The sequence below is a fragment of the Flavobacterium flavipallidum genome (assembly GCF_038289905.1).
Classification (GTDB): Bacteria; Bacteroidota; Bacteroidia; order Flavobacteriales; family Flavobacteriaceae; genus Flavobacterium; species Flavobacterium flavipallidum.
In genome coordinates, this window is sequence record NZ_JBBYHU010000027.1 from 23,547 (window position 1) to 36,033 (window position 12,487).

Sequence of the window (12,487 nt, forward strand, 5' to 3'; positions counted from 1 at the left end):
ATAAATATACTTATTAATGATGTATTAATCAGTTATTGCGCATTTAATTGGTAAAAAAATAATCTTAATCGGTAAATTCTCTTTCTTCGTGTTTATCCTGAAGTATAGAAATTCCTTTTTGAAAGAGAAGGTTATTGGGATAAATTACCTGTTCTCCTTCATTATCTTTTAAAATAATATAAAAAGCAGAGATGTCTTCGATTTCTCCTACAACCGGAAAATCTTTATCGTGAATTTTTATGGTATCGCCAATTTTGAAAGGGAAATTGAAAAATAAGATAATTCCGGATGTAATATTACTCAAAATAGACCATTGGGCTACCATGGCTACACCCACAACAGTAGCTACTGAAGATACTGCTAGTACAATGTCTTTAGCTCTTACACCCCAAATAATAATAAGTCCAATACAGGCTAGGATGTTGATTAGTAGGTGGATGTATTTTATAACTAAATTGGTGCGGTGTTCAATGCGATCTGAAGTTTTAGCAAATCGTCGTACTAATTTTGTAGAAATAATACGGATAATGAATATGACTACAAGTAATATTCCGCTAATGATTAATTCATTGGAGTGATCTTCAAAAAAATGCATGTTTAAATTTTTAAGTTAAATTAGTTAAATACTGGTAAACTTTATCTACCGGAAGCCCAATTACATTAGCGTATGAACCTTCAATTTTAGCGACTCCAATAAAACCTATCCATTCCTGGATGCCATAAGCACCCGCTTTGTCAAAAGGCTTGTAATTATCAATATAATAACGAATGGCGTCATCGGTTAATTCGTTGAAAGTAACTTTGGTGATTTCGAATATGGTTTCTGTTTTATTTTTAGTTTTAAAACAAACTGAAGTTATCACTTCGTGGGTTGCATTGGATAAGGATTTCAAAATTTCAAAAGCATCTTTGGCATCCTTTGGCTTTCCCAATGCTTTTTCTTTATGCCAAACCAAAGTATCGCTGGTAACTAAAATTTCGTTATCGTTTAATTCACCATCAAAAGCCGCTGCTTTGAGTTCGGCCAGGTAATTAGTAATTTGTTCGCGTTTTAACTCCGGCGGAAAGATTTCTTCAATTTCTTTTAAGCGAATTTCAAAATCCAAATCTAAATCTTTGAAAAATTGCTGTCTTCGAGGCGAACCCGAAGCTAAGATGATTTGGTAGTTTTTAAGTTTATTACGAAGCATGGTATTTAATATTTAATGAGATAATTAAAATGGATAGAATTCCGAAAAATAAAATCCATTTGAGCACTTTACTTAAAATTGAAAAGTCCTCTTTGGAAGTGGCATTCCAAATTTTGATGCTAAAATAAATTAGAGGACCTAAAATAAAAAGCAAACTATAAATTTCAGCAACAATTAATTGGTTTGGAACAAGATAATGATTAGCATAAAATAAAAGGGCTAGGATAGGAGCAAAACTCAACGCAAAAAGCAGTTTGGTTGTTTTTTGTTTTCCTAATACAACGGCTAAGGTTTTCATGCCTTCTTTGTAATCTCCCTCAAAATCTTCTAAGTCTTTTACAATTTCGCGAAGTAAATTTATCATAAAAGCAAAAATGGCGTAATCCAAAAGAATAGAAAATAAACCTCCCATTGTTTTTTGATTGTGGATATCGGTCGCCGGAAAAATATCGAAAATCCCAATGATTAGTACGCTTGCCGATAGTAATAAAGCCACAACCACATTGCCTATTGCTGGCATTTGTTTTAAACTTGTAGAATAAATGTATAAGGTGGCTGCTATAAAAATGAATATTCCTGCAAAATTAGGTCGCATAATCACATTGGCTAAATAAAAACCAATGGCCACTCCACTAACATTTAATAACGTATAAATATTATAAGCTGTCGCCTCCGAAATGGATTTGCCTACAATTACTTTACTCGGTTTATTGATAGCATCAGTTACCTGATCAAAAATATCATTTATGACATATCCTGCAGCAGCTATTAATACGGTACTTAAAACTAATAAGCCGTATTGCCAATCAGCCAGCGCCAAATCGATTTTTTGCAATTTCAAAAAGCCATACCTTAAAATAAGCTGCATAAAAGCAAGCATCAATAGGTTTTTATATCGAATGAGATTGAGGAAGTGCATTCTTGAGTTATGAGTTATAAGTTGTGGGTTATGGGTTGTCTGTTGATAGTTTTGATAGTTGAAAATCTATTTTTATTCACAATCTAAAATCTAAAATCTAAAATCTGCAATCTGAATACTGACCACTGAATACTAATCGTGTTTCCCGTCAAAATTTGCCATCCATTTCCCCTGAACTTTCATCACTTGTTCTATAACATCACGAACAGCTCCTTTTCCACCATTTTTATGCGAAATGTATTTAGAGATACTTTTAATTTCTGGACAGGCATCCTGAGGGCAACTTGGTAAGCCAACCAATTTCATTACATTGTAATCCGGAATATCATCGCCCATGTATAAAATGTTTTCCTGTTTGATTTGGTTGATTTCAATGTATTCGTCAAAGGTTTCTACCTTATCAGGTGTTCCTAAATGGATATTAGTTATACCAAGATTTCGTAAACGTATACGAACCCCTTCATTACTTCCGCCTGAAATAATACAAACATTATAGCCGCTTTCAACAGCTGCTTTCAATGCATATCCATCGCGAATATTCATGGTTCTTAGCATTTCGCCATCATTGCTTACAAATACAGATCCATCAGTTAGAACGCCATCAACATCAAAAATAAATGTAGTGATGTCGTTCATTATTTCTTTATAACTTTTTGCCATTTTCTTGTATCGATTGTGTTAGGGTTTTATAAATATTTAATTGATTTTCTTTTTTTAAAAAGGCTTCGTGAGCTGCAATTGTTTTTTGATCATTGCGTATTGCGGGGCCAGTTTGTGCTTCTATTGGCGATAAATTGTTTAGTTTATTGAGCGTTTCTTCCATTAAAGGTTTTAAAATTTCAAAAGGAATTTGGTTTTCCTGACAAATTTCGTTTCCAATAGAGTAGAGGTGATTGGTAAAATTATTCACAAAAACGGCTGCTACATGCAAGGCTTTTCTTTGATCAGAATTGATAGCAAAAACTTTGTTGGAAATTGCTTTAGCTACTTTTTCCAAAAGTTTGTAGTCAGTACCATTTTCACTTTCCAGACAAAGCGGAATTGATGTGAAATCAACTGCTTTTCCTTTGGTAAATGTTTGCAAAGGATAGAAAACCCCTTTACGGTTATTGTCATTCAAAATAGAAAAAGGCATGCTGCCGGATGTATGAACTACTAATCGATTTTTAAAAGGAAGGGCATCAGAAACTGCCGCAATGGCATCATCAGAAACTGAAATGATATACAAATCGGCTTCTTTTAAAGTATTGAAATCATCTGTAATATTTTCCAGAGGAAGTAAATTACTAAGACTTTCTTTTCTTCTGGAATACGCCTGAACCAATTCAATTTCGTTACCGGAATTCGAAAGACTTTTAAAAGTATTAATAAGATGCTGAGCTACATTTCCGGAGCCAATAATGCTTACTTTAATCATAAGGGTAAAATTAACAAAAAAACTTAAGTGCAAAATTCTAATATAGGTAAGAAAACCTATTTAAATAACTCGAATTTTTAGATAATATTTTATTGTAAAAAAGAACCACAGATTCGATTGATAAAAGTAATTTACTTTTTGAATTCAATAGAATCTGTGGCAATGTAAGGTATTTGAAAAAATACTATTTATTTTTCTGGTAGTACTTTTTGTATTTTGGATAAGTTAATGCTCCTATTAGGGCAATTGTTCCCAAAGTGTAATAAATCCAGTTTAATGAATGTGCTTCACCACTAGCATAAGAATGTAGTCCCACTAAGTGGAAGTTTACTCCGTAATAGGTGAATAAGATGGAAATAAAAGCAAACATACTCATTAAGTTGAAGAACCATTTTCCTCTCAACGCAGGAACAAAACGAGCATGGATTACAAAAGCATATACCATAATACTGATTAAAGCCCAAGTTTCTTTAGGATCCCAACCCCAATAACGACCCCAACTTTCATTAGCCCATTGTCCGCCCAGGAAGTTTCCAATAGTCAACATAATCAATCCGATTGTTAAAGACATTTCGTTGATATAGGTGATTTCTTTGATGTTTAAACTCATCTTGGCTTTGTTCTTTTCATTGGTAAAAAAGATTAACAACAACGAAACAAAACCTAAAATCATTCCCAGAGCAAAAGGACCATAACTAGCCACAATAACCGCTACGTGAATCATTAACCAATATGAATTTAACACCGGTTGCAGATTGGCAATTTCCGGATCAATCCAGTTCATATAGGCCGCCATTAAGATCATTGCTGTTACAAAGGCAGAAGAAGCAACAGTTAATTTGGATTTTATGTCAAAAGCTAATCCAAAGAACATCGTTGCCCAGGAAACATAAACAATAGACTCATAAGCGTTACTCCAAGGCGCATGACCTGAAATGTACCAACGCGCAATTAATCCTGCTGTATGTAAAGCAAACAATAATCCGATGATAATATGCATTCCATTTACCAGATAATTCAAGGTTTTATTCTCTTTGAATATTTTCAGGATAGTAAATAAAAGCATCAAGATTGCTGCTGTTAAATACCAATAGGGTAATTTTTGGAATACGTCGTACTTGTTATATAAAATCTCTAAATCTACTTTTCTTTCTGAAGGCATTACTTTGGCTCCAAATTTATTTTGGAAACCGTGAATACTTTCCAGTAATTCATCGGCATTTTTATACTCTCCATTGATAGCCGCATTATTTAAAGAACCAAAATACAAGGGTAAAACGCTAGCTGTATACGTAGAATCCATGCCTTTTAAACCTGATTTTTGAACTTCGTTTAACGAAATCCATTTGTTGTTAGGATCATTCGGAATAGGGAAAATTTTCAAAATGTTTCCGCTTAACGCCGATTCCATCAAGTTCACTTTTTTGTCCGTTTCCACGAAATCTTTTTCAAACTGATTTGGGTTAGCAGCCTGATAAGCAGCGTCTAAGTACGGCCCTAATTTGTAATTTCCTTCTCCGTCAAAAAAAGCAATAAAAGGTGCGTATTTTGCTTTAGCATCAATACCAATAATTTTACGGATACTGTCATTTCCGCTTTTGATGTAAATCAAAGGAACTTCAATCCAAAGCTGTCCATATTGAGACATGGATAAGAATACCTGGTCTGAATTTAAGCCTTTGTATTCGTTAGCATGACTTACTTTACGCAGCAATTCAGAAGAAAAAGTATTGATAGGTTTCATTCTTCCTCCGGCATCCTGAATAATCAGTCGTCCAAATTGCGCCGCATGTTTTTCGGAAACTTTGAATTTATTAATTAAAGAATCTAATTCCTTTTCGGTAGGAGCAACTCTTTGATGAGTTTTAGATTTTGATTCGTTTGCATGATCATGTTCATGGTCGTGATTATGATTGTGCATTTGCGCAAAACCATTAAAACTTAAGAACAGAATCAGAATTGTAATTAATTTTTCTTTTTTCGTTTTAACTACTTCCAGTTTTCGTTTCAAATCAGCAAAACGGGAATGTTTCGTAAACATAATTGCCATAAGCGAAAAGAATAAAATAAAATAGCCGGCATAAGTAATGTAAGTTCCCCAGAAATCATGGTTTACAGATAATACCGTTCCTTTTTCATCCGGTTTGAATGAAGATTGGAAAAAACGATAGCCTTTGTAATCCAAAACGTGATTCATATAAATGCGGGCATCAAATGGTTGTTCGGCAGAATCCAGAACCGTTACCTGACTTTCAAAAGAGGAATAACTTTTCTCTGTTCCAGGGTATTTTTGAGCAATAAAATCGTTTAATTTTATTTTGAAAGGCAAAATATAGGCTTTACTTCCGTAGAATAATGAGTATTCAATATTACCGATTTTCACAGTTTTAGGTTCGCCTGTTTTTCCTTTTGAGCCTAAAAGAGTGACTTCTTTTTGTTGTCCTTCGGCATTAACAGTTACAACAAGAGCATCTTCCTGTCCTTTGGCTTTAAAGTCGTTACTGGATTCGTAATCAATAACCCCTTTGGTTGCGGGATCAGGAAAAACCACTCGAATATCGCCAATGCTGTACAAAGAACGCATCATCAAAGGCTGAACTTTATCTTTGCTAACAGTACCTTGCAATTTATCCGCCATTCGCATAAAGTTTCCTTCAAAAGGCGTTTCTATGGTGTAATCTTTGCCATCAAAAGTAATGTTGATGGCACCATCAGTAGGTTTATTTAAAGAAAAAAGCACATTGTGAATATTTTGCACTTCACCTTCTTTTAAGAAATGTTCCTCACGTCCGCCTGAACCGGCTTCAACCAGTTTCATGTACAAAGTTCCGTTAGCATCCGGTTTAATATATTCTTTTGCACCCATGATGAAGTTTTTGTATGTTACTTCAAATGGAGTTTCGGCAAACTGTCCTTCTACCGAAAAATCATTGTTGGTTACAGGCGAAAGCAGCACCGATTTTTCGTAAACACGACGTTTCATTTCGCCTTTGTATTCGCCATCAGCGAAAACTGTAATAAATGTTTTATCAGAGAAAAACTGACTTTCGGTTGCGCCTTCATCAATAGGCATCACGCCTTCAAAACTGATATAACGAGTGATAAATGCTCCTAAAAGAATTAAAATAAACGCCAAATGTAGTAGTAAACTAGCCCATTTTTCTTTTTTCCATAATTGGTAACGTTTGATGTTTCCTAAAAAGTTAATCATGAAAATGACCATAATTCCTTCAAACCACCAAGTATTGTAGACCCAAATTCGGGCGGTATCTGTATTGTATTTACTTTCGATGAAAGTTCCTGTTGCCATCGCTACTGCAAAAGCCAGAAAAAGAAAAGCCATTAAGCGTGTAGAAAACAAAAAAGCGTAGATTTTTTTATCCATTTCTATGGGATTACATTGATATAAAAGTGTGGCAAAAGTACTCAAAAATGTTGAGTTCTTAAGTCGTACAGTTGTTAATTTAATCCAAAATTAAGGGAAGGAAATCGCTTTTATTTTTCTTTTTTTGGGCGTGCCCTTGTTGCGGAACTATTCCGGTAAAAAAGTTCTTTTTTTCAGCAACAAGGTCGGGTGATACGCTGTATTTTTTTATTCCACTGCGTTCCATAAAAAGATGCCGCTTCTCCCCCTCACGCAAATTCTGCAAAAAGGAAGATTTTGTTTTATAAACAAAATTATTTGTAGGAATATTTTAATATATTTGAAAAAGTAATGAAAAAAATATCAGCTAATATTTAGGTTAAAGGGATAATATGATTAAACGCTATAAATACATATTTCTTCTGTTATTAATATTGATTTCTTGTGAAAAGAAACCAATATACAACTATGAAAACAGGATTTTGGGAGATTGGATTTTTGAAAATGAAATTCCTAAGAGGAAAAATTATTTTTATTCTGATTTTGGTTATTCTTTCGCTCAAAATGAAAATTGTGTAAGTAAACCAGGTTATTTCGATACAAAAGAAAAAAATGAAAAAGAAGAAAGAAAAACTATATTTTATGGGACAAAAACAAAATATAGAATCTTAGATGACAGCTTGTATATTTTTAATCTTGTTTCTAAAAAATGGGATGCTTCTCAAATAGTTGAAATTACTTCAAAAAACTTAAAACTAAAATTTGAAAAAAACATAATACTAAATTTTTCTAAAGTAAATTACAAGGAAAACAAAAATGAAAGTTTTGACAAAATAATCATTTCAAAATCACCTTGTTTTGGTAGTTGTTCAATAAATGATATCGAAATAAATAAAAACGGTGGAATTTATTATCACGGATCAGGCTATAACACTAAAAATGGTTTTTTTAAATCCAAAATAGAACCAAAGAATTTCAAAGAAATAGAAGTTGATTTAAAGAAAACTAATTTTCTAAATTTAAAAGATAATTATTCCGCAAATTGGACCGATGACCAAGAAGTTTCTATAACCTTTGTTAAAGACAATAAAATAATTAAAACTATAAAAGATTACGGAAGACAATCACCAAAATTATTTAGAATTACAATTGAACCACTAACCTATCTATATCAAACACTGAAATTACAGGAAAATAAAAAGATTAAAGATTTTCAGGAATTAAGGTATTTCAGTTTTGAAAAAGCAAATAAGATTATTACACTTTCAAGTTCAGAAGCATTTTTTTTATATAATTTACTAAGTAACTCAAAAACAACGAATAACACTTTTACTGCGAAATATTTTAGAGATTATGAAACGGATTTTGGTATCCATCGAATTGAAACAGATGGCAGATATTTCAAAATGATTCCACATAATAAAAATTCTTATACTCTCGATTTAGGTTTTAATTTCATTGAGAAAAATGAACTAAGTAAAAAACTTCAATTGAAAACAAAATATGACTAAGTAAAAGTACTATCAATACTTGCTACAAGAAAATATCTTCTGGTTGTCGATTGCATAGAGTACCTACTTAAATTAAAAAACAAAATATTATATGCTATACCTAATATCCTTTTTATTTCTATTTATACCAACAGTTTTCCAATACAAAATGGGAAATAAAGCATTAAACAAATCAATCAGTACTAATTATATTGTAATTTGTATTTTAAGTTTTTTTATGCAGCTTATTTTTACTTTTATAAGTTTTGTTACTGCAATATTTGCCATAACAAACAGCGGAAATAAATGCGCAACAGGTGCCGTTGGAATTATCCTAATCAGCATTATTATCTCACTTTTTATGATTCTAATTATTGTTTTCCAACTAATCCGAAAAAAAGCAACAACCTAAATGAACCCCACAATAAGTCAAAAAATAATCGCCATTTGTAACGAAAAAATTGAAAAGAAAGGAGAAAACGTCGGGCTTTCATTTTATGCTTTTTTCGCTAATAAAAATGATAATCCGAAACTCCTAATGGAAGTTGCTGAATGGTGGATTATGAAACACCAGCTCGATCATTTTGAAAAAGCGGTAAAAATAAGAGAAATGGTAGAGAATGGATTGTAATGATTTTTAGCACCTACAGCTAATGAAATACTAAGGGTTTAATTCCGTTTTTTAGTAGTTATTTAACCCGTTTGGTGAAATTAGTTTTTGATGGTGATTTTTCGTCAGTTCGAGTGGTTTTCCGTAGAAAATCGTATCGAGAACAAGAAAAATTTCATTAAAAACGGTTCTCGATACATTTTTTGTTTCGTTTCACTACACAAAAAACACTCGAACTGACGTTTTTAATAATTTCACCCAACGGGTTAGTTATTTAGTTTGCAACTTAATCCATTGTAGCATTTCGTCTAAAACAACAGGAGCAAATGTTTGTTCGATGGTTGCGTATTCTTCAGGAGCGCCTGTTTTGCATTCCTGAAATAAATGATTTAGCTTGGGAAATGCTATCGTTGTAACTTTTTTATTTCCGGCTTTGGTTAAGGCGTTTTTTATAGCGGTTACGTTTTCTTTGGGAGGAACCTGCACATCTTTTTCACCGTTAAGAGCTAATACAGGACATTTAATTTTTTCCAATGCGGTAGACGGATTGAATTTTGTAAAATAGAGCATCCAGGGAGAAGTAAGTTGGTTTAGTTGCCCATCGATATATTTTTCTTTGGGCATACCGTTTGGGATTTTGGCAGCAGTATCATTGTTTATTATTTGGTTCAATTCAGCTCTCAAATCCGATTTTAATTTTTCGATGTCGGTCGAATGCAACATCAAATTAAAAAGCTTTTTGTTGTAGGCTGATGCTTTTTGTATTTCATCATCTGGCATACCGGAAACTTTTGCCATTTTTTCCTGTTGTAACAGCAATAATTCATTTCCCGGAATTCCGGTCCCGGCGAGCAGAATAATAAAATTGACATCCTTGGATTTTGAAGTTACAATCGGAGCAATGATGCCGCCTTCACTGTGACCGATTAAGCCAATTTGTTTTGGATTGATTTCTTTTCTGGTTTTTAAATAGGCTAAAGCACTTTCGACATCAGTAGCAAAATCAGCTGTGGTAGCTGATTTAAAATCACCTTTTGAGTTTCCAAAACCTCTGTCGTCATATCTTAAAACGGCAATTCCGTTGCGCGTTAAATAATCAGAAATTACTAAAAAAGGTTGGTGTCCCATGATTTCTTCGTTTCGGTTTTGAGGACCACTTCCTGAAATCAAAATAACAGCAGGATAAATACCTTCTTTTTTAGGTAATGTTAAAGTTCCAGCCAGAGAAATGTTGGCTTTCGGATTTAAAAAAGTAACTTCTTCTTCGTAATAAGGAAAGGGCTTTGTGGGTTCCTGAGGTCTTTTTACAGTTGTTTTTTCTATTGTATTTCGGGATAAGTTTAAAGGGAATTGCTGACCGTTTTGTGTAAAAACACCAATGATTTCCTGTTCTTTTAATTCGCCATTGTATTGCATATTAATAGCTGCAATTTCAAATTTTATCTTCGGGTTTTCAAAAGTGGTTTTGGTTACCGGAATTCCATTAGCTTTTTGATCCGGACTGTCCATAGTGGCCGTAAAGCCGTCAGTTGTTTTTGTAACATGAAAAACGAGTCTTAATTGCATTCCCTGAACTTTGAGAAAGCCATTCCATTGTCCGGTAATTTCCTGTGCATTTATAAAAAAGCATGATAAAAGCGTCAAGGATAAGGTTAAAAATGGTTTCATTTTAGTTTTTTTTAGATTATTATTTCACCGCTGGTGCAAGCGTCCCGTTTGTGCGAGCAGGGGGCTGGCTTATTCATTATTATCTTTATTAATTGAAGTAACAATAGATGTCATCATCATTCCATATAATTCTGTCGATAAATAGTTATATTCTTTTTCTGTTTCTTCATTTTCAAACCACATATCGTTCCAAGAACCCATTCCACCAAAAACAAAAGCTTTGCTTGCTGACATAAGTAATTGTCTGTTTTCAAGAGAATAATTACTTAAAACAATTAAATTATCGTGATAAAAATCAATTTCTGGATTATTATTTTGAAGTGTATTTTTTGCTTTTTCGAATATTTGACCCCAATTTTCAGATGTTTCTTTAAAAGCGAATTCAGTTATTTTTTCAAGAATATTTTTTAGTTTCTCCTTAGTACTATTTATATCAAATTGAAGATTAATTGTTGATTGTTTAGAAACAGCTTTTCCATAAGTAACAATCCAAGGTTTTTCAATTAGATTTTTATCGTGTGTCCAATTACTAATCCAAAAATCAGAGTAGTTATCATATATACATTCAATAAACCAATTTCCACCGCCTCCTACGAATCCAGCTAATTTATGGTCGTCTGATTTTTCTGTTTGATAGTATAAACGAAGTTTTCTACAATTTTCTTTTTTCAACAATAAAAACCATTCAATGGGATTTTCGGCAACAACAACTTCTTTCTTTGATGTAAAAAGGTTTTTCTTCTGTATTTCTCTAAAATCTACAGAATTACAATGATGAAAAGTAGAATTTTGAGGAAAAAAATCAGTCGATTTTCCAGTTTTCAAATATTCGTTTCCGTAAGAAGTTAATGCAATAGTTTGAGCTAATATTCCTGTCATTATTTATTCGTTTATTTGTCTCACCGCTAGCTGTTTTTTTTTTTTTAGAATATAATTGATTAAAAAGGATTTAAATTAAACTAATTAGATTAATTCATAACTAATGCTATTATTGCTATGATTGCGGGTATTGCTTGGATGAAAAATATTTTTTTGCTGGCTGTTATAGCTCCATAAACACCGGCAATAATTACACAACTTAAAAAGAATGTGGCAATGTTTTTTTGCCAAATAGGATCTGTTATGCAAAAACTCCAAATTAATCCCGCTGCCAAGAAACCATTGTATAATCCTTGATAAGCTGCTAATCCTTTGGTTGGAGCGAATAATTCTGATGGTAAACTTTTGAATGTTTTTTTGCCAATGGTTTCCCAAGCAAACATCTCAAAATACATGATATAAAGATGTTCTATAGCTACAATTGCAATAAGAATTTTTGAAAAGATTTCCATAGATATTATTTTAATGTGATTCAATTAATTACTTTTTCACTTTTGCTTTCAAACCAACAGGGATTTTCAAATCGCCGGTATCATACATATTGATATAAATGTCTAATGTGTCTTTACTGCCAATTTCAGTTACTCGGTATCTGTCAAGTAATCCCACGTTGTTGATATAACCATTAGGGGTTTTAAAAGCACAACAACTGCCGGCTCTTAAATAGGTCATTTTTTTATTTCCCGGTCCAAATAAAGCATTTAGAAATCTTCTTTCATTAGTAGGTCCTTCATTGGTTTTTACACCACCTACTTTTATAGGATTGGATTTGTCGAAGCCATAGGTTTTATCATCGCTTTGTTCGGTTAGTAAGTAAGTGTTGTTATCCAGAAGTTCTACTGCTTTTGTTCGTGTGTCCCCAACACCTTTATCTTCGTTGGCGATTGTTTTTTTCTTAGCAGAGCAAGCAATTACAATAAATACAAGTGGAATAAGTAGCTTTTTCATGG

The 12,487-nt window shown here is 32.7% G+C and carries 12 protein-coding genes; 2 read left to right on the forward strand and 10 right to left on the reverse strand.

The annotated features are described in order from the left end of the window. Nucleotides 1–64: 64 nt before the first annotated feature. The 6 genes from AAEO59_RS12360 to ccsA all read right to left on the reverse strand — a co-directional run bounded on the left by AAEO59_RS12360 (nt 65) and on the right by ccsA (nt 6,911). Entirely contained in the window at nt 65–595 is a 531-nt protein-coding gene (locus AAEO59_RS12360; protein WP_341701055.1) for a mechanosensitive ion channel domain-containing protein, read from the reverse strand. 10 nt (nt 596–605) lie between these two features. Then, entirely contained in the window at nt 606–1,190 is a 585-nt protein-coding gene (locus AAEO59_RS12365; protein WP_341701056.1) for a Maf-like protein, read from the reverse strand. Then, nucleotides 1,180–2,109 carry a geranylgeranylglycerol-phosphate geranylgeranyltransferase gene (locus tag AAEO59_RS12370; protein ID WP_341701057.1) on the reverse strand — a complete coding sequence of 310 codons (930 nt, stop codon included), beginning with the start codon at nt 2,107–2,109 and terminating at the stop codon, nt 1,180–1,182. The genes AAEO59_RS12365 and AAEO59_RS12370 overlap by 11 nt, the downstream gene beginning before the upstream one ends. 132 nt (nt 2,110–2,241) lie before the next feature. Continuing rightward, on the reverse strand, nt 2,242–2,769 hold the full coding sequence (locus tag AAEO59_RS12375) for a KdsC family phosphatase (protein WP_341701058.1): 528 nt from the start codon (nt 2,767–2,769) through the stop codon (nt 2,242–2,244). Further along, on the reverse strand, nt 2,753–3,526 hold the full coding sequence (locus AAEO59_RS12380; protein ID WP_341701059.1) for a Rossmann-like and DUF2520 domain-containing protein: 774 nt from the start codon (nt 3,524–3,526) through the stop codon (nt 2,753–2,755). Before AAEO59_RS12380 ends, AAEO59_RS12375 begins: the two co-directional genes overlap by 17 nt. A gap of 184 nt (nt 3,527–3,710) precedes the next feature. After that, nucleotides 3,711–6,911, reverse strand: a complete 3,201-nt coding sequence (ccsA, locus tag AAEO59_RS12385; RefSeq protein WP_341701060.1) for a cytochrome c biogenesis protein CcsA — start codon at nt 6,909–6,911, stop codon at nt 3,711–3,713. 371 nt (nt 6,912–7,282) lie between these two features. Between ccsA and AAEO59_RS12390 the strand changes: the two genes are divergently transcribed. Both AAEO59_RS12390 and AAEO59_RS12395 read left to right on the forward strand, forming a co-directional pair. Further along, complete coding sequence (locus tag AAEO59_RS12390; RefSeq protein WP_341701061.1) at nt 7,283–8,401, forward strand: DUF6438 domain-containing protein; 1,119 nt, start codon at nt 7,283–7,285, stop codon at nt 8,399–8,401. A 391-nt stretch (nt 8,402–8,792) separates the two neighbouring features. Beyond that, nucleotides 8,793–9,011, forward strand: a complete 219-nt coding sequence (locus AAEO59_RS12395; protein ID WP_188495594.1) for a DUF6500 family protein — start codon at nt 8,793–8,795, stop codon at nt 9,009–9,011. A gap of 249 nt (nt 9,012–9,260) precedes the next feature. Here AAEO59_RS12395 and AAEO59_RS12400 read toward each other — a convergent pair whose 3' ends face one another. The 4 genes from AAEO59_RS12400 to AAEO59_RS12415 all read right to left on the reverse strand — a co-directional run bounded on the left by AAEO59_RS12400 (nt 9,261) and on the right by AAEO59_RS12415 (nt 12,485). Then, nucleotides 9,261–10,658, reverse strand: coding sequence for an alpha/beta hydrolase family protein (locus tag AAEO59_RS12400; protein WP_341701062.1), 1,398 nt, complete (start codon nt 10,656–10,658; stop codon nt 9,261–9,263). 69 nt (nt 10,659–10,727) lie between these two features. Further along, nucleotides 10,728–11,537, reverse strand: a complete 810-nt coding sequence (locus AAEO59_RS12405) for a hypothetical protein (protein ID WP_341701063.1) — start codon at nt 11,535–11,537, stop codon at nt 10,728–10,730. 89 nt (nt 11,538–11,626) lie between these two features. After that, nucleotides 11,627–11,989, reverse strand: coding sequence for a DUF1304 domain-containing protein (locus AAEO59_RS12410; protein WP_341701064.1), 363 nt, complete (start codon nt 11,987–11,989; stop codon nt 11,627–11,629). Between the two features lie 28 nt (nt 11,990–12,017). Beyond that, nucleotides 12,018–12,485 carry a 2-dehydro-3-deoxyphosphooctonate aldolase gene (locus tag AAEO59_RS12415; protein ID WP_341701065.1) on the reverse strand — a complete coding sequence of 156 codons (468 nt, stop codon included), beginning with the start codon at nt 12,483–12,485 and terminating at the stop codon, nt 12,018–12,020. Between the last annotated feature and the right edge of the window lie 2 nt (nt 12,486–12,487).